Raw genomic sequence first — 15,973 nt, forward strand, 5'->3', positions numbered from 1 at the left:
ATGATGCGGCGTATGAGCGAGCCCGTGCGTGACGTGCCCATCACCGGCGAACCGATCCGGCTCGGCCAGTTCCTGAAGCTGGCCGGTCTCGCCGAGGACGGCGGCCACGCCAAGGACCTCATCGAGAACGAAGAGGTCACCGTGAACGACGAGGTCGAGACCCGCCGCGGCCGCCAGCTCTCCGACGGCGACGTGGTGGCCGTCGGTGGCGACCGCGGACGGGTGACGCTCGCGCGCTAACCCATGCTGGTCAGCGGCGGTAGCCCCAGTCCGAGCGCCAGCGAATCGAGCTGACGCCGCACCGGCGCGCTCAGCGCCACGCCCACCGCCCGGCATTGTTCGAGGTACTGGGCTTCGCGCCAGCCCGGGTAGCGGATGGGCGTGCCGCCTTCCCACCCGAGCATGCTGCCGAACAACGCGCTGGCCGCGCGGTAGAAGCCGTCGGCGCTGCGCAGCGTGGTGGGCGCGATGGCGAGCACGAGCAGGCCCGTGTCGTTCTCGTGGTCGGCGACGCCGGAGAGCACGCCCGCCAGCACGTCCACGAGCAACGCGAAGCCCGCGAACTGCGGGTTGCGCGAGGCGTCGCCCAAGTCGACGTCGAGGACGAACTCCGGGTACGCGCCGGCGGGCGCGGCCATGCCGAGCGGGTGGCCGGCACCGACCTCGCCGGCGGCCATCACCAGGCCGATCATCCCGTGGGGCAACGCGCGCGCGGCGTGGTGCCCGACGCGGCCGAACGGCCCGACGCCCCGCATCGAAATCAGCCCGACGCCGAAGCGCCCGGCCCGCGTGACGGCGCGGTCCATCGCGTCGCCGACGGCCCACAGGCCGGTGGCGCGCCGGTAGTCGATGAGCGCGGCGGCACCGCGGTCGGCGATCATCAACGGCTCGGCGCGCGGTGCGACCTCACCGTTTTCCAGAGCGGGCAGGTGAATTCGCAGCAGCTCCACGACGCCGGTGTCGGGCGAACCCGTGAGATCGCCGTGGCACAAGGCTTCCGCGGCCATGCGCGCGCGATCGTCGGGAAAATCATGTGCCACAAGGATCAGGGAAACGAGCGTGACCAGTTCATCGGCCGGCACGCGCTGCCAGACCTGTTCGGGAATCGGTGTGTCTTCAGGGACTTCTTGAGCGACGGCGGAGCGAGCGGGACGCAGCGAACGTGGTCTGAGGGGCACTTCATCGAGACTGCCCAAGCGCGTCTGGCGGCGTCAACGAGGATGGCCCGACAGTGTGATGAGGGCTCCCGAAGGGACGTACCCTGTCACGCATGTGCCGAAACATCACGACGCTGCGCGGGCTCCAACCGTCCGCGACAACCGAAGAGATCGAAGCGGCAGCACGCCAGTACGTCCGCAAGGTGACCGGCGTGCAGTCGCTTTCGGACGCCACGCGCGACCCGTTCGAGGCGGCGGTGGCGGAAATCGCGGCGATCACCGCGCGGTTGCTGGACGAGCTCCCGGACCGCCGTCAGCCCCCGGCGACCGTGCCGCCGTTGCGCCGGCCGGAAGTGCGGGCGCGGATGGCGCTGAAGGAACTGAAGAAGCCCTGACGCTGCCTGGGAACGAGTCAGGCGTTCGCGGTGCGACCTGGGGGTCCGCCGGAGTGACAGGTTCAGGGTCGGGCTCGGGGACGTTCCCGATCCGCGCCGAAGGGCTGTCTCACTAGCGTCGGTGGCATGCGTAAAAGATCCCTGATCGCCGTTTTCACCGCCGCGCTGTGCTTGCTCGCCTCCGTCCCCGCGACGGCCACGCCGCAGCTGCACCTGCCCGCGCCGACCGGGTGTCACGCCGTCGGCACGCAGGACCGCTACCTCGTGGACCGGACGCGCGAAGACCCGTGGACCGGCGGGTCGCGCGAGCTGATGATCACGCTCACCTACCCGGCGCGACCCGGCGGCGGGCCGGCGCAGTACCTGCCCGACGGCATCGCCGCGGCCGTGAACGCGCAGGCCCACGCCGCTCTCGGCGCCGGACCGTTCGACTTCGGCTTCACCACGCCCGCCCGCGCCGGCGCGCCGATGCTGCCCGGCCGGCACCCGGTGCTCCTCTACTCCCCCGGCGCGCAGAGCTCGCGCCTGCTCGGCACCGTACTGGTCGAGCAGCTGGCCAGTGAGGGTTACGTCGTGGTCAGCCTCGACCACACGCACGACGCGCTCGCGGTGGACCTGCCCGGCGGACGCGTCGAACCGAGCACGCTGCCGCCTTCATCGGAGGCGGTGAACCGGAAGCTCATCGCCGCCCGAGTGGCCGACGTGGAGCTCGTGCTGGACCGGCTGGGGCTCGACCGCGTCGGCATGTTCGGCCACTCCGCCGGCGGCTTCACCGCGGCCGAGGTCATGGCCGCCGACCCGCGCGTGGTGGCCGGCGCGAACCTCGACGGCAGCATGGTCTTCAACGCGCCCGCGAGCCGGTTCGGCCGAGCCGCGACCGAGGGGCTGGACCGGCCGTTCCTGCTGATGAGCGCGGGTGACCACAGCAGCGCGACCGATCCGTCTTGGGCTTCGTTCGTCAGCCATCAGCGCGGGCCGCTCGCCGACCTCCACGAGCCGGCAGGCGAGCACGGCTCGTTCACGGACTACCAGGCATGGCTGCCGCAGCTCGGCGCCGACCCGGCGAAGGTGCGCGCCGTGATCGGCGACGTGGACCCGGAGACCATGCTGCGCAAGGAAAAAGCCGCCCTCAGCGGCTTTTTCGACGCGCACTTGCGGAAGCGGAGGGATTTGAACCCCCGGTAGGTTTCCCTACGGACGCTTTCAAGGCGTCTGCATTCGGCCGCTCTGCCACGCTTCCCTGTCGGTCAGGGTATCGCGCCGGTTGTCCAGGTCGTCCAGGTGTTCGAGGACGCGGCCGAAGACCGCGCCGACCGTGGCCTGTTCCTCCGGGGTGAGCAGGTCGATGAGGTGTTCACGGGCGCCGCGCACGTGGGTGGGCGCGGCGGCGTCGAGCAGGGCCTGGCCGGCTCCGGTGAGCTCGGTGATGACGCCGCGCCTGTCGTCCGGGTCGGGGCAGCGCCGGACGAGGCCGCCGACCTCCAGCTTGCTGATCTGGTGCGACAGGCGGCTCTTCGTGGAGCCCAGCTGGTAGGCGAGCTCGGACATGCGGACGCGCTTGTCGGGGTAGATGGCGAGGCAGACGAGCACCTCGTAGTCGGCGAGCGAAACCCCGTGGGCCTCGGTGAGCTCGCGGTGCAGGCGCTGGCGCAGCCGGAGCGAGGCGACGATGTACATCTGCCACGCGTGCTGCTCGACGCCGGTCAGCCAGCGCACGGCCTGCTCGTCGGTCATCGCAAAAGGGTAGAAGGCAGGCCGACGCGCTGCGCGCCCCGGCACCAGGTCGAGACCCAACCGAGGAGTCAGGTGAAAAACTCGGGAAGCTTCCCCCGAAGGTGGGTTACGAAACGGTTGAGACTTGAGCCGAAAAAGCGCATTCTTCTTGTCAACGGATGGGCTGATCAGGTAACAGGCGGGCCGTCAGGGCGCCGCCGGACCGACCTCCCACCGGGAAGGCCAGGTGGTTGCATGGCAGGTGATTCCCGCGGTTGACCGCCCGCTGTGTCCCCGCGGCCGGCACGGCCTGAATACGGACCGGTCGCGACTGTGAACAGCACGAGTGGGCATCTACGGTGCGCTCGGCATTCTTCTCGCGCATCCGGCGTCGATCTGGCGTTGTTCTCTCCTCGCGGCCTCGGCACCGCGACGGCTCCGCCGGACGCCGGCCCGGCCGGTGGCCAACCGCCGTCAACAGAAGAACCTCGGTAGTTCCTGGGTGCGGTCCGCAGCGCATGGGCCGCACCCAGGCTTGTGTCCGGGGTACGGCCCGCAGGACGGCTTGTGTCCGGCTCGCCCGTTACGCTGCCGCTGTGCAATTCGACGACGACGCGGGGCTGGACACCTCGGAGGTCCAGGACCTCCGCGGCAGCGGTGGTGGCGGCGGTGGCATCGGCGGCCGCGTGGCGATCGGGGGTGGCGGGATCGGGGTGGTCGGTCTGATCATCTACTTCCTGATCTCCCAGTTCGGCGGAGCGAGCCTCGGAACCAACAGCGCGTCGAGCGGGCTGGGGCTCGACAACGTGGGCTCCGGCCAGCAACTGGAGAGCACCACGCTCTCGCAGAAGTGCCACACCGGCGCGGACGCGAACCGCGACCACGACTGCGCGATCGTCGCGATCATCAACTCCGTGCAGGACTACTGGTCGCAGGAGTTCGCGCGCAGCGGCCAGACCTACCGCAAGGCGCCGACGCGCTTCTTCACCGGCGGCGTGCGCACGGGCTGCGGCAGCGCGACGTCGGACACGGGCCCGTTCTACTGCCCGGCCGACTCCGACGTGTACATCGACCTCTCGTTCTTCGACGAGCTCAAGACCCGCTTCGGCGCGCAGGGCGGGCTGTTCACCGAGGCGTACGTGCTGGCCCACGAATACGGCCACCACGTGCAAAACCTCACCGGCACGTCCAAGCGCGGCACCGGCACCGGGCCGACGTCGGGCTCCGTCCGGCTGGAGCTGCAGGCCGACTGCTACGCCGGTGTCTGGGCCAACCACGCCTCCACGACGCCGACGGAATCCGGCAAACCGCTGGTGCAGAACATCACGCAGGACGACATCACCAGCGCCCTCGACACGGCGTCGCGCATCGGCGACGACTACATCCAGACCAAGCTCGGCAGCGGGCAGGCGGACCCGTCGAGCTTCACCCACGGCACGTCGGCGCAGCGGGAGAAGTGGTTCACCACCGGCTTCACGTCGGGGCAGCCGGCGCGCTGCAACACGTTCAGCACCAACAACCTGGGCTGACCCGCACACACAAGGAAGGGCACCTTGAGGGACTCTCAGTCCCTCAAGGTGCCCTTCCTTGTTTCGGGAAACTACGCGGCCGCCGTGTCCCCGGTGGCGGCGAGCTTGTGCGCGGAGTGCTTCTTCGCCGCCTTGCCCGGCTTGCCCGGCGCGACGCCGTTCACCGACTCCGTGCTGGTCGCGTAGACGCCCAGCGTCCACGCGAGGCCGTCGGCGTTGCGGTCCAGGGCGACGCGGTCGACGTTGCCCAGGTTGTCGCACGCCTGGTGGTAACACGGGTCGAACGCGATACCCGCCGTGCCGCCCCACTTCGCGGCCTGGGCCTCGGTCTTGAGCACCTCGGCGCCCGTGTCGAGGCCGCCCGCCGGGATGCCGACGGCGATGAACTCGCCATAGTCCGAGCGGCCCGTGAAGTCGGTGCCCTCGACGGCGACACCGCGGCCGGTCAGGTAGTCGACGAACGTCTTCTCGATCTGGGCGGAGCCATACGGGCCGGCGCCGGCGCCGACGTGGTCGGAATCGTCGCCGTCGTAGGCGAAGTAGCCGGCGTTGGGCGAGCCGATCATGTCGAAGTTCAGGTACAGCGCGAGGTCGAGCTGCTGCTCGAAGCTCAGCGAATCGACGTAGTACGTGGACCCGACGAGCCCGAACTCCTCCGCGCTCCAGAAGCCGAAGCGCACGGCGTTGTTCACCTTCGGCTTCGCGCCCAGCTGCAGCGCGGTCTCGAGCAGGGCCGCGGAGCCCGTGCCGTTGTCGTTGATGCCGGGGCCCGCCGGGACGCTGTCGAGGTGCGAGCCGAGCATCACGACGTTGTCCTTGCGGCCGGTCTTCGTCTCGGCGATCACGTTGTAGCTGATCCGCGCTTCCTGGAAGGTGCGCAGCTCCAGCTGCACGGTGGCGCCGTCCTTCGCGGCGAGCGCCTGGCCGTCGGCCTGCGACAGGCCGCCGGTGGGGATGCGCGCGTCGGCGGGGGTGCCGAGTGTCCCGTTGAGCGGGCCGGGTTCGTTGTTGGAGATGAGCGCGCCGATCGCCCCCGCGTCGGCCGCGGCCTGCTGCTTCTGCGCGAACGGGCACGCGCCGCGCGGCACGAGCACGATCTTGCCGGTCACGCCGGTGTAGTCGCTCGCTTCGCAGCCCGGAGTGGCGTCGGCGGGAACGACGGCCAGGGGTGCGGTGATGCCGCCGACCGGCGTCGAGGGCGTGTACTCCATCGCGATCACCGGCACGCCGGCGCCGTCGACGGTGAGCGTCTCGGCGAGGGTTTCGTTGTAGGTGAAGGGAAACTCCTGCCGCGTGACGCTGAAGCCCGCGGCTTCGAGCTTACCCGCGATGTACTCGGCGGACTTCTTGTGCCCGTCGGTGCTCGCGGCTCGGGTGCCGCCGTTGGCGTCGGTCATGCGCTGCAGCGCGATCAGGTGGCGGTTGACGCCGTCGAGGGTCACCTTCTTCGTCAGCTGCTTGGCGAGGTCGTTGCTCTTCGCGGCCACGGCCGGGGTGGTGCCCATCGCCAGGGTCGCGCAGGCCGCCAGGATCACCGGCGGGATGAGTCTTTTACGGGTTAATGACATGGTTGCTCACCTTTGTGCCCGATGTCCGGAACGTCAATGCGGCATTCGGCGGAGACTGCGAGGTGGGGGATACAGTCGGGCACATGTACGCGATCACGATCCGCGAACCCGGCGGTCCCGAAGTTCTCGAGTGGACCGAAGTCCCCGGCCCCAGCCCCGGCCCCGGTGAAGTGCTGCTCGACGTGGCCGCCGGCGCGGTCAACCGGGCGGACCTGCTGCAGCGCCAGGGCAACTACCCGCCACCGCCCGGGTCGAGCGAGACCATCGGCCTCGAGTGCTCCGGCACGATCGCGGAGCTGGGCGAGGGCGTCGAAGGCTGGCAAGTCGGCGACGAGGTGTGCGCACTGCTCGCGGGCGGCGGCTACGCCGAGCGCGTGGTCGTGCCCGCCGGCCAGCTCCTGCCCGTGCCCGGTGAGGTCGAGCTGCTCGCGGCGGCCGGGCTGCCGGAGGTCGCTTGCACGGTGTGGGCCAACGTCGTGATGCACGCGAAGCTCGCCGAAGGCGAGACGCTGCTGGTCCACGGCGGCGCGGGCGGCATCGGCACCCACGCGATCCAGGTCGGCAAGGCGCTGGGCGCGACCGTGGCCGTCACCGCCGGTTCGCCCGAGCGGCTGGAACGCTGCCGCCAGCTCGGCGCCGACATCACGATCAACTACAAGGAGCAGGACTTCGTCGAGGTGCTGCGCGCCGAGGCCAAGGGCGCCGACGTCATCCTCGACAACATGGGCGCGAAGTACCTGCAGCGCAACGTCGACGCGCTGCGCACCGACGGCCGGCTCGTGATCATCGGCATGCAGGGCGGGATCAAGGGCGAGCTGAACATCGGCAGCCTGCTGGGCAAGCGTGCGAGCGTCTTCGCCGCCGGGTTGCGGTTCCGTCCGCTCGACCAGAAGGCCGCGATCGTCGCCGACGTGCGCGAACGCCTGTGGCCGCTGGTGGCAAACGGGTCCGTGAAGCCGATCATCGGCCAGGTCGTGCCGATGGCCGAGGCCGCTTCCGCGCACCGGATGCTGGAAGAGGGCGACGTGTTCGGGAAGATCCTGCTGACCGCGAAGTCCTGAGCCGGGGAGCTGCGCTGGGCGTCAGCGCAGCTCTTCCAGGACGCGCACGAGCTGGTTGATCTCGAAGACGTTGGAGTAGTGCGCGAGCCCGATGCGCACCGCGCCACCCACCTCGCCGACGCCGAGCGACGCGAACACGCCGGCCGATCCGTCGTCGGCGAAGGCGCAGAGGCCTTGCGACGCCAGGTACTCCGCGACTTCCGGCGATTTCTTGCCCTGCACGGCGAACGCGAGCGCGGGGATGCGGCGCATCGCGTCGCCGATCACCATCACGTGCCGCAGCGAGCGGAGCTCCGTGGACAGCTGGGCGAGCAGGCCAGCGTGGTACGACTTGGCGGAGCCGAGGGACGTCACGAGTCTTTCGCGGCGCGAGCCGGACGCGGCGTCGTCGAGGCCGGCGAGGTAGTCGATCGAGGCGACGAGTCCGGCGAGCAGCGGGTACGCGTGGGGGCCGAGCTCGAGGCGCGCGGCGCCGCGGGCGGCCGGGTCGAGCGAGGCGGACGGGATGCGTTCCAGCATCTCGGGGTCGCGGAACACGAGCGCGCCCACCGACGGGCCGCCCCACGCCTGCGCGGAGACGACCATGACGTCTGCGCCCAGCTCGGCGAGGTCGAGGGGCACGAAGGGGGCCGCGTACGTCGCGTCCACCACCACGAGCGCGCCGACGCGCTTGGCGAACTCGATCACCGTGGGGACGTCGGGCCGCGTGCCGACCGAGCCGGACGCGAGCGTGACCGTGACGGCTTTGGTGCGGGCGGACACGAGGTTCTCGTACTGCCATGCAGGCAGCTCGCACGTCTCGATGTCGATCTCGCCCCAGCGCACGACCGCGCCCACGCGCTTCGCGGCGCGCTGCCACGGCGCGAGGTTCGCTTCCTCGTCGAGCCGGGACACGACGACCTCGTCGCCGATCGTCCAGCGCTCCGCCAGCGCGTCCACGAGGCGCCGCAGCATCACCGGCGCACTCGGCCCGAGCACGACGGCAGCCGGGTCCGCCCCGACCAGATCTGCCACGGCTCGCCTGGCCGCGGTGACAATGCTCTCCGCACGCTGTGAGGCCGGAAACGCTCCCCCCGGCCCGGACACCGGGGCACGCATGGCCGTCGAAACGGCCGAAGCGACCTGTTCCGGGACCAGCATTCCGGCGGCGCCGTCGAAGTGAATCCAGCCGTCACCCAGCGCGGGGAACAACCCACGGATACGAGCGACGTCGAACGCCATGGTGACACCGTACGGACGTGCGGTTTAGCGGTTACCGCGGGGTTGGCTCATGCGACTACGCTCGGACGCGACGCTGGCGTTTCTGATGGGATGGAGCACATGAGCGAGCCGAACTTCCGGCAGACTTCCGACGCCGAGTCGACCCCCCACGTGGTGGTCGTCGGCCCCGACGGGGCCCCGGTCAGGGGTGTTTCCTCGGCTGCACCCGAGGGCGAGGAGGCCGTCGGCGAGCTGGTCGAAGAGCCCGCCAAGGTGATGCGCATCGGGACGATGATCAAGCAGCTCCTGGAGGAGGTCCGCGCCGCACCGCTGGACGACGCCAGCCGGAACCGGGTGCGCGAGATCCACCAGAACTCGGTGCTCGAACTGCAGGAGGCCCTGGCGCCCGAGCTGCGCGAAGAGCTGGAGCGCCTGGTGCACCCGTTCGCGGACGACTCGACTCCGTCGGACGCCGAGCTGCGGATCGCGCAGGCCCAGCTGGTGGGGTGGCTGGAGGGGCTGTTCCACGGCATCCAGACGGCCCTGTTCGCCCAGCAGATGGCGGCGCGGGTCCAGCTGGAGCAGATGCGCCGGGGGTTGCCGGCGGGGTCCTCGGGTGCGGTGATGCCGGGTGGCCCCGGTGCTGAGGGGCAGAGGCCTGGGATCAGTGGGACTGGGCAGTATTTGTGAGGTCTTGATTTGTGAGGTCTTGAGGTCCTGAGGTCTTGTTCGACGCGGTGAGTCGTCGGTGATGAGGGGATCGTTCGTGCGCTGGGTGGCGTGTGAACGGTCCCTTCTTGCTGTTTCGGGGTGAGTGGGCTTTTCGCGGTCGGTCGGTTGGCGGTCGGTCGGTTGGTGGTCGCGAGCGATCCCTTCGTCCCATCGCTCCCGCGAGAGCGGTCCTCACGCGCCACTGCCTGAGCGCGAACGGTCCCCTCATGCCGCGCGGGCGGCCGCGAGCGGTCCCCTCGCCTAGTCAACTCGGTGCAAACGCGCCTTTCGCGCCGCCGACTGAGTGCGAACGGTCCAGTCGAGCCGTCGACCGAGCGCGAAGGGACCGTTCATGCCGGTGGGCGCGAACGGTCCCAGCGCGCCGCCGCGTGGCCGCGAAAGATCCCCTCGCTCCGCTGCCGGAGCACGAACGGTCCTCTCATACCGTGTGGGCGGCTGCGAACGGTCCGCTCGAACCGGCGCCGCAGCGCAAACGGTCCTTCCGCGCCGTGACCCGAGCGCGAACCGTCCCTTCACGCCGCCGGGTGGGTGCAGACCGTCCCTTCGCGCCGGCGGGCGAGCGCGAAGCGACCGTTCACGCCGGCGAGCGCGAACGGTCCCAGCGCGCCGCCACGTAGACGCGAAGGGTCCCCTCGCACCGCGGCACCGGCGCGAACAGTCCCCTCGCACCGCCGACTGAGTGCGAACCGTCCCTTCGCGCCGCCGCCTTCGTGCGAACCGTCCTTTCGCGCCGGCGGGCGAGTGTGAAACGACCGTTCACGCCGGGTGCGCGAACGGTCCCAGCGCGCCGCCACGTAGACGCGAAAGGTCCCCTCGCCCCGCGGCACCGGCGCGAAAGGTCCCCTCGCCCAGCGGCACCGGCGCGAACGGTCCCCTCGCGCCGCGGCACCGGACGAACAGTCCCCTCGCACCGCCGACTGAGTCCGAACGGTCCCCTCGCGCCGGCGACCGAGCACGAAGGGACCCTTCACACCCCCAGTTCACAAGCTCCCGAAGAACTTCCGGATGTCACCGATCAGCGCGTCCGGTTGTTCGAGGGCCGGGAAGTGGCCGCCGGCCGAGAACTCGGACCAACGGGCGATGTTGTCGGTGCGTTCGGCGAGGGGGCGGAGGGGCAGGCCGATGTCGTCGGGAAACACCGCGACGCCGGTGGGGACCGTGGAAACGGGGAGGGGCGCGCCCCACGGACCCTCCAATGCGGCGTAGATGCGGGCGGATGAGTTGGCCGTGGCGGTGAACCAGTAGAGGGCGACGTCGGTGAGGAGGTCGTCGCGGTCGATGAGGTCGTGGGTGGTGTTGGAGAAGGAGCGGAACTTTTCCGCGATCCACGCGAGTTGGCCGGCGGGTGAGTCGGTGAGGCCGTAGGCAAGCGTTTGCGACTTGGTGGACTGGATGATCGCGTAGCCGGTTCCGGTGTGTTGGAAGGCGCGGGATTTCGCCAATGAACGTTCAGCCAACGACAGGTCGGTGCCGGTCAAGCCCTCCAGGTCCGACTCCGAGCGGGCGACGGCGGTGGGCAGCATGGTGACGTGCACCCCGAGCACGCGCGCAGGGAACTGGACGCCGAGCTCGCGGGAGATCAGCGCGCCCCAGTCGCCGCCGTGGGTGCTGAAGCGGTCGTAGCCGAGGGTGGTCATCAGCGAAGCCCACGCGCGCGCCCTGCGGGCCGGGCCCCAGGCGCGGTCGCGCGTCGGGCCGGAGAAGCCGAAGCCGGGGATCGACGGGACGACCACGTGGAAAGCGTCGCGGGGGTCCCCGCCGTACGCGCGGGGGTCGGCGAGCGGTCCGATCACGTCCAGGAACTCCACGATCGACCCCGGCCAGCCGTGCGTCAACAGAAGCGGCGTAGCCCCTTCCTCGGGCGAGCGGACGTGGAGGAAGTGCACGTTCTCGCCGTCGATCGTCGTGGTGAACTGCGGAAACGCGTTGATCCGCTCCTCGGCCGCCCGCCAGTCGAACCGCAGGCGCCAGTGCTCGGCCAGGTCCTTCACCTCGTCCACCGGAATCCCCAGCTCCCACCCGACGCCCTCGGGCTGGTCCGGCCAGCGCGTCCGGGCAAGCCGTTCGTGCAGGTCGTCGAGGTCGGCTTGCGGGATGTCGACGCGGAACGGGGTGAGAGTCATGCCGAAAACGCTAGAATCCCTTGAGGACAGGTTCGTTCCTCAATCACCCACGCGCTCGACGGAGAATCCGGGCAGCAGGACGTCTTCCCGGCCCAGCGGCGCAGTGGTGATCCGCCCACCGGCCCATTCCGTCCACAACGCGCCGAAGCCGCGCGGGAACTCCCACCACTCGCCGCTGTCGAAGACGAGCACGGTCCACTCGTCGGGCGAGCCGGCGGTCCGCCAGAAGTAGTCGGCGCCGTCGTCGTCGTACCCCCAAGGCAGCAGGCCGCCCGGTTCGGGGAACAGCGGGTACGGCACGGCGTCGGGAACCTGGCTGCGTCCGTAGGCGAACGACTCGAGCACCGGCTTCGCGCCCTCGACGAGTTTCGCCCACTCGCTCACGGCCAGCGGGTGCCGGATGGTGATCAGCTTGTCCAGGTACAGGGCGGGATAGGTGTCGGCGTACGTACGGTAGTCGGCGGGCAGCGCGGTGCCCAAGGCGGCTTCCACCGCCGCCCAGTCGATGTCCTGTGGCGAGGCGTGCTCAGTGCCGAAAACGGCTGAGAAATCCATCGAATCCCCCTTGGCTCGAAGCGATGACATCCAGGACCCGGTCCGCGCCGAGTCCATCCACACTGGACGCGGCAGCGGAGGACAAAGAGGACCGCAAGCCGGCGTCCGACAGCAGCGAACCCAGTGCGGAAACCACCGCGGGCAGCCGATCCGACAGAGAACCGGCGTCGCCCAGGCCCACTGCCAGGCCGAGGTCCACGGCGGCCCGGTAGCCCGGCGCCTGGTTGTCCACGAGCTGCACCGCCGCCGTCGGGATGCCGAGGCAGCAGAGTTCCAGGAAGGTGACGCCGGTGGCGCTGATGGCGACGTCGGTGGTGGCCAGGAGGTCGAGCAGGCCCGGGTGCGGGGCGGCGACTCGGATGGACTGGTCGTCCGACAGATCCGGCAGAGCAGGCTCGCCGCGGACGAGAGCGTCGGCGGAGAACGGCAGCCTGGTGGCAGCGAGGGCACGGAGCAGCAGGCTGACCGTCCCCGACCATTCGGCGCCGCCGCCCAAGACGACCGCGACGTGGGGCGAAGGGGAAGCGTCAGCGGAGCGACGGGCCCGAGCAGCCAAGACCCCCGAGCGCAACGCCGTGTACTCGACGCCCCGCAGCAGCACGCCCGAACCGTCCGAAGGGCGGGGCGAAGGCGCGAACCCGGCGTCCACCACGACATCCGCGGGCCGGCGGCCGAAGGTGTCGTCCTCAAGGGACACGAGCAGCGCGCCCGCGGCGTTGACCTCGGCGCGCACGTCGCCCAGCGCGTAGTGGTCCACGAGGACCGCGTCGAAGCCGGAGGCCAGAGAAGCCCAGTCAGAGACCGGCAAAACGGGCACCGAAAGCGCGTCGAAACGGGAGGCGAGCCATTCCGCGTTGTCGGTCGCGCCCGCGAAGGAGACATCCCAGCCGCGGGCGACGGCGCGCTCGGCGTAGGCCACGACGCGCGCGATGTGGCCCGCGCCGATCACCGCGGACGCGTCGGCGCGCAGCAGGAGCTTCACTGGCCGAGCTTCTTCTGCTCGACGTGCGCGTTCAAAGCCACCAGATCCGGCCGGGAGCGCAGCAGCGAAACCACCGAACGCCAGGACGCGGGCTGATCACCCAGAACCGAAACAACCGCCGAGATCAGGTCCCAGTCCTCCGGGGTGTCGAGGGTGACGCGCAGGTCGTCGGCGGCCGGGCTCACCACGATGCCCGTGCACGAGTACCGCGAGGGCTGCCGGTAGATCGCCGAGGTCACGTGCTCGCGGTCCGGGCCCTCGGCAGTCTCGACCTGCTCCGCGAGGACCGAGGCCCGCACCAGCTCCGCGTCGAAGCCGCGTGGCAGCGACCGCACGAGCGTGGTGCTCACGTAGTCCAGTGAGGGCTCCGCGCGCCACACCGCCGCCAGCCTGCCGATCAAAGCGGGGTCGAGCAGCGGGCAGTCGGCGGTGAGACGGATCACGGCGTCGGCCGGGTAGGCGGCCAGGGCCACGCCGAAGCGCGCCACGACGTCGTCGAGCGGGCCGCGGGCGACCAGGGCGCCGCAGCGCGCGGCCTCCTCGGCGACCGCGTCGTCGTCGGGCGCGTCCGAGGTGGCGACGACGACCTGGTCCACACCGGGAGCGGCGGCCGCCGCGCGGACGACCCAGCCGAGGACACTGCGCCCGGCCAGGGGCCGCAGCACCTTGCCCGGCAGTCGCGTCGAGGAGGACCGGGCCTGGATCACGGCGTTGACGCCGAGGCCTTCACGCATGGGTGACATGATGGCCTGCGGCAACGCGCCAGAACCAAGAACCCCAACCGCGGAGGTCGTCGATGTCCGAGCTGGATGGCTCCAGCATCCTGCTCACCGGCGGGACCGGCTCATTTGGCAAGGCGTTCATCACCTACGCCCTGGCGGAGCTGAACCCCAGCCGCCTGGTCGTGCTCTCCCGCGATGAGCTCAAGCAGTACGAAGCGCGCCAACTGTTCAACGACGACCCGCGGCTGCGCTGGTTCATCGGCGACGTCCGCGACCGCCGCCGTCTCGAGCGCGCCATGCACGGCGTCGACTACGTCGTGCACGCCGCGGCGCTCAAGCAGGTGGACACGGGTGAGTACAACCCGTTCGAGTTCGTCCAGACCAACGTGATGGGCTCCCAGAACGTCATCGAGGCCACGATCGACACCGGCGTGAAGAAGGTCGTCGCGCTGTCGACCGACAAGGCGTCGAGCCCGATCAACCTTTACGGCGCCACCAAGCTGTGCGCCGACCGGATGTTCATCAGCGGCAACCACTATGCCGCCGCGCACGTCACGCGGTTCTCCGTGGTGCGCTACGGCAACGTGATGGGCTCCCGCGGCAGCGTGATCCCGTTCTTCCGCAAGCTCGCCGAGCAGGGCGAGTCGCTGCCGATCACGCACAAGGACATGACGCGGTTCTGGATCACGCTGCCGCAGGCCGTGCAGTTCGTGGTCGACTCGTTCGACCAGATGCACGGCGGTGAGCTGTACGTGCCGCGGATCCCGAGCATGCGGCTCGTCGACCTCGCGCAGGCCATCGCGCCGGGTTCGCCGATGCACGAGGTGGGCGTGCGGCCGGGCGAGAAGCTGCACGAGGAGATGATCGCGCCCGACGACGCGCGCCGGACCGTTCAGCTGCCCGACCGGTACGTCGTGCAGCCGCACCTGGCGGGCTGGGGCTACGAGGCGCCCGCCGACGGCAAGCCGATGCCCGAAGGGTTCGCGTACCGCTCGGACACCAACGACCTGTGGCTCGAAGCGGACGAACTGCGCAAGCTGGTCGAGCAGTATGGCTGAGTCCGACGCCGCCTCCGCGGGAAAGAGCACGTCGGCGGAGTTTCTCCCGTACGGCCGCCAGTCCGTGACCGACGAGGACATCGCCGCCGTCACCGAGGTCCTGCGCGGCGACTGGCTCACGACCGGTCCCGCCGTCGCGCGGTTCGAGGCCGACCTCGCTCTGCACACCGGCGCGACCCCGGCCGTTGTCGTCACTTCGGGCACGGCGGCGCTGCACGTCGCGTACGCGGCCGCCGCGATCAAGCCTGGTGACGAGGTCGTGGCGTCGCCGATGACGTTCGTCGCCACCGCCGCCACCGCCGCGCTGCACGGCGCAAAGGTGGTCTTCGCCGACGTCGAGCCGGACACCGGCAACCTCGCCGTCGAGGCCGCGGCGGCTCTCGTGACCGACCGCACGAAGGTCGTGGCCGCCGTCGACTACGCCGGCCACCCCGCCGAACTCGACGCGCTGGCCGAGGTCGCGCACAACGCGGGCGCACTGCTGCTGGAAGACGCGGCGCACTCCGTGGGCGGCAGCTGGCAGGGCCGCCCGGTCGGCTCGCTCGCCGACCTGACCACGTTCTCGTTCTTCCCGACCAAGAACCTCACGACGGCCGAGGGCGGCGCCGTCGTCACCGCGTCGCCGGAGCTGCTCGGCCGCGCCCAGGCCTTCCGCAACCACGGCCTCGTGCGCGACAAGGCCTTGCAGCGCTACCCGGACGAGGGCGGCTGGCACCAGGAGGTGCACGAGTTCGGCCTGAACTACCGCCTGCCCGACGTCCTGTGTGCCCTGGGCAGCAGCCAGCTCACGCGCTTGGCCGAGTTCAAGAAGCGCCGCGCCGAAATCCACGCGCGCTACAACGCGGCTCTGGCCGACGTCGACGGAGTACTCACCCCGCCGTCGCGGCCCGGCGCCGACCCCGTCTGGCACCTCTACCCGCTGCGCGTCCTCGACGGCCACCGCCGCGCACTGTTCGACCACCTGCGCGGGCTGGGCATCGGCGTGCAGGTCAACTACATCCCCGCCTACTGGCACCCGGTCTTCGAGGACCTCGGCTACCGCCGCGGCCTGTGCCCGAACGCCGAGGCGTACTACGAGCAGGAGCTGTCGCTGCCGCTCTTCCCGTCCCTGACGGACGCGGATGTGGACCGGGTTGTGGACGGAGTGCGGAGCTTCTTCGGGGTCTGACCCTCAATCA

General features: G+C 70.6%; 16 protein-coding genes and 1 tRNA gene. 8 read left to right on the plus strand and 9 right to left on the minus strand.

Going from position 1 to position 15,973, the window contains the following annotated elements:
* Positions 1-12: 12 nt before the first annotated feature.
* The gene (locus tag AB0383_RS00210; RefSeq protein ID WP_366184144.1) at positions 13-240 is read left to right on the plus strand and encodes an RNA-binding S4 domain-containing protein; all 228 of its coding nucleotides are present in this window, start codon (positions 13-15) and stop codon (positions 238-240) included.
* On the opposite strand, the gene AB0383_RS00215 is transcribed toward AB0383_RS00210, so the two are convergent.
* On the minus strand, positions 237-1,178 hold the full coding sequence (locus AB0383_RS00215; RefSeq protein WP_366184146.1) for an Ldh family oxidoreductase: 942 nt from the start codon (positions 1,176-1,178) through the stop codon (positions 237-239). The two genes, AB0383_RS00210 and AB0383_RS00215, sit on opposite strands and share 4 nt — an antisense overlap.
* A gap of 92 nt (positions 1,179-1,270) precedes the next feature.
* On the opposite strand from AB0383_RS00215, the gene AB0383_RS00220 reads away from it, so the two are divergent.
* Both AB0383_RS00220 and AB0383_RS00225 read left to right on the plus strand, forming a co-directional pair.
* Positions 1,271-1,552: a DUF2277 domain-containing protein gene (locus AB0383_RS00220; RefSeq protein WP_220245653.1), complete on the plus strand. Its 282-nt coding sequence runs from the start codon at positions 1,271-1,273 to the stop codon at positions 1,550-1,552.
* A 126-nt stretch (positions 1,553-1,678) separates the two neighbouring features.
* Positions 1,679-2,737 carry an alpha/beta fold hydrolase gene (locus tag AB0383_RS00225; protein WP_366184148.1) on the plus strand — a complete coding sequence of 353 codons (1,059 nt, stop codon included), beginning with the start codon at positions 1,679-1,681 and terminating at the stop codon, positions 2,735-2,737.
* On the opposite strand, the gene AB0383_RS00230 is transcribed toward AB0383_RS00225, so the two are convergent.
* Together AB0383_RS00230 and AB0383_RS00235 are read right to left on the minus strand one after the other, a co-directional pair.
* Positions 2,708-2,792: transfer RNA gene (locus AB0383_RS00230), tRNA-Ser, on the minus strand. The genes AB0383_RS00225 and AB0383_RS00230 overlap by 30 nt on opposite strands.
* Positions 2,756-3,286, minus strand: a complete 531-nt coding sequence (locus AB0383_RS00235; protein WP_364173606.1) for a MarR family transcriptional regulator — start codon at positions 3,284-3,286, stop codon at positions 2,756-2,758. The genes AB0383_RS00230 and AB0383_RS00235 overlap by 37 nt, the downstream gene beginning before the upstream one ends.
* Positions 3,287-3,861: 575 nt before the next feature.
* On the opposite strand from AB0383_RS00235, the gene AB0383_RS00240 reads away from it, so the two are divergent.
* On the plus strand, positions 3,862-4,794 hold the full coding sequence (locus AB0383_RS00240) for a neutral zinc metallopeptidase (protein ID WP_354883805.1): 933 nt from the start codon (positions 3,862-3,864) through the stop codon (positions 4,792-4,794).
* Positions 4,795-4,865: 71 nt separating this feature from the next.
* Here the strand turns inward: AB0383_RS00240 and AB0383_RS00245 are convergent, their stop codons facing one another.
* Positions 4,866-6,362, minus strand: coding sequence for a M28 family metallopeptidase (locus AB0383_RS00245; protein ID WP_366184151.1), 1,497 nt, complete (start codon positions 6,360-6,362; stop codon positions 4,866-4,868).
* 83 nt (positions 6,363-6,445) lie between these two features.
* Between AB0383_RS00245 and AB0383_RS00250 the strand changes: the two genes are divergently transcribed.
* Entirely contained in the window at positions 6,446-7,423 is a 978-nt protein-coding gene (locus AB0383_RS00250; protein WP_366184153.1) for an NAD(P)H-quinone oxidoreductase, read from the plus strand.
* A gap of 21 nt (positions 7,424-7,444) precedes the next feature.
* Here the strand turns inward: AB0383_RS00250 and AB0383_RS00255 are convergent, their stop codons facing one another.
* The gene (locus AB0383_RS00255) at positions 7,445-8,644 is read right to left on the minus strand and encodes a cysteine desulfurase-like protein (protein ID WP_220245647.1); all 1,200 of its coding nucleotides are present in this window, start codon (positions 8,642-8,644) and stop codon (positions 7,445-7,447) included.
* Positions 8,645-8,734: 90 nt separating this feature from the next.
* On the opposite strand from AB0383_RS00255, the gene AB0383_RS00260 reads away from it, so the two are divergent.
* A complete protein-coding gene (locus AB0383_RS00260) occupies positions 8,735-9,313 on the plus strand; it encodes a bacterial proteasome activator family protein (RefSeq protein WP_366184155.1) in 579 nt (192 codons plus the stop codon).
* A 1,022-nt stretch (positions 9,314-10,335) separates the two neighbouring features.
* Here AB0383_RS00260 and AB0383_RS00265 read toward each other — a convergent pair.
* The 4 genes from AB0383_RS00265 to AB0383_RS00280 are packed head-to-tail and all read right to left on the minus strand — an operon-like array spanning position 10,336 to position 13,749.
* On the minus strand, positions 10,336-11,478 hold the full coding sequence (locus AB0383_RS00265; protein ID WP_366184157.1) for an epoxide hydrolase family protein: 1,143 nt from the start codon (positions 11,476-11,478) through the stop codon (positions 10,336-10,338).
* Positions 11,479-11,517: 39 nt separating this feature from the next.
* Positions 11,518-12,033: a hypothetical protein gene (locus AB0383_RS00270; RefSeq protein WP_366184159.1), complete on the minus strand. Its 516-nt coding sequence runs from the start codon at positions 12,031-12,033 to the stop codon at positions 11,518-11,520.
* Positions 12,005-13,015, minus strand: a complete 1,011-nt coding sequence (locus AB0383_RS00275; protein WP_366184161.1) for a spore coat protein — start codon at positions 13,013-13,015, stop codon at positions 12,005-12,007. The genes AB0383_RS00270 and AB0383_RS00275 overlap by 29 nt, the downstream gene beginning before the upstream one ends.
* Positions 13,012-13,749, minus strand: a complete 738-nt coding sequence (locus AB0383_RS00280) for a glycosyltransferase family protein (protein ID WP_366184163.1) — start codon at positions 13,747-13,749, stop codon at positions 13,012-13,014. Before AB0383_RS00280 ends, AB0383_RS00275 begins: the two co-directional genes overlap by 4 nt.
* Before the next feature lie 62 nt (positions 13,750-13,811).
* On the opposite strand from AB0383_RS00280, the gene pseB reads away from it, so the two are divergent.
* Entirely contained in the window at positions 13,812-14,795 is a 984-nt protein-coding gene (pseB, locus tag AB0383_RS00285) for a UDP-N-acetylglucosamine 4,6-dehydratase (inverting) (protein ID WP_366184165.1), read from the plus strand.
* Positions 14,788-15,963, plus strand: a complete 1,176-nt coding sequence (locus AB0383_RS00290) for an aminotransferase class V-fold PLP-dependent enzyme (protein ID WP_366184167.1) — start codon at positions 14,788-14,790, stop codon at positions 15,961-15,963. The genes pseB and AB0383_RS00290 overlap by 8 nt, the downstream gene beginning before the upstream one ends.
* Positions 15,964-15,973: the final 10 nt, after the last annotated feature.

Origin of the sequence: Amycolatopsis sp. NPDC051373 (assembly GCF_040689465.1) — a bacterium.
In the GTDB taxonomy this organism is placed as follows: domain Bacteria; phylum Actinomycetota; class Actinomycetes; order Mycobacteriales; family Pseudonocardiaceae; genus Amycolatopsis.

Excerpts from the sequence above, each read along its gene's own strand:
- AB0383_RS00225 (WP_366184148.1), top strand. The coding sequence starts at position 1,679 with ATGCGTAAAAGATCCCTGATCGCCGTTTTCACCGCCGCGCTGTGCTTG.
- AB0383_RS00235 (WP_364173606.1), bottom strand. The coding sequence starts at position 3,286 with ATGACCGACGAGCAGGCCGTGCGCTGGCTGACCGGCGTCGAGCAGCAC.
- AB0383_RS00265 (WP_366184157.1), bottom strand. The coding sequence starts at position 11,478 with ATGACTCTCACCCCGTTCCGCGTCGACATCCCGCAAGCCGACCTCGAC.
- AB0383_RS00245 (WP_366184151.1), bottom strand. The coding sequence starts at position 6,362 with ATGTCATTAACCCGTAAAAGACTCATCCCGCCGGTGATCCTGGCGGCC.
- AB0383_RS00255 (WP_220245647.1), bottom strand. The coding sequence starts at position 8,644 with ATGGCGTTCGACGTCGCTCGTATCCGTGGGTTGTTCCCCGCGCTGGGT.
- AB0383_RS00270 (WP_366184159.1), bottom strand. The coding sequence starts at position 12,033 with ATGGATTTCTCAGCCGTTTTCGGCACTGAGCACGCCTCGCCACAGGAC.
- AB0383_RS00210 (WP_366184144.1), top strand. The coding sequence starts at position 13 with ATGAGCGAGCCCGTGCGTGACGTGCCCATCACCGGCGAACCGATCCGG.
- AB0383_RS00260 (WP_366184155.1), top strand. The coding sequence starts at position 8,735 with ATGGAGCACATGAGCGAGCCGAACTTCCGGCAGACTTCCGACGCCGAG.
- AB0383_RS00220 (WP_220245653.1), top strand. The coding sequence starts at position 1,271 with ATGTGCCGAAACATCACGACGCTGCGCGGGCTCCAACCGTCCGCGACA.
- AB0383_RS00280 (WP_366184163.1), bottom strand. The coding sequence starts at position 13,749 with ATGCGTGAAGGCCTCGGCGTCAACGCCGTGATCCAGGCCCGGTCCTCC.
- pseB (WP_366184165.1), top strand. The coding sequence starts at position 13,812 with ATGTCCGAGCTGGATGGCTCCAGCATCCTGCTCACCGGCGGGACCGGC.
- AB0383_RS00250 (WP_366184153.1), top strand. The coding sequence starts at position 6,446 with ATGTACGCGATCACGATCCGCGAACCCGGCGGTCCCGAAGTTCTCGAG.
- AB0383_RS00290 (WP_366184167.1), top strand. The coding sequence starts at position 14,788 with ATGGCTGAGTCCGACGCCGCCTCCGCGGGAAAGAGCACGTCGGCGGAG.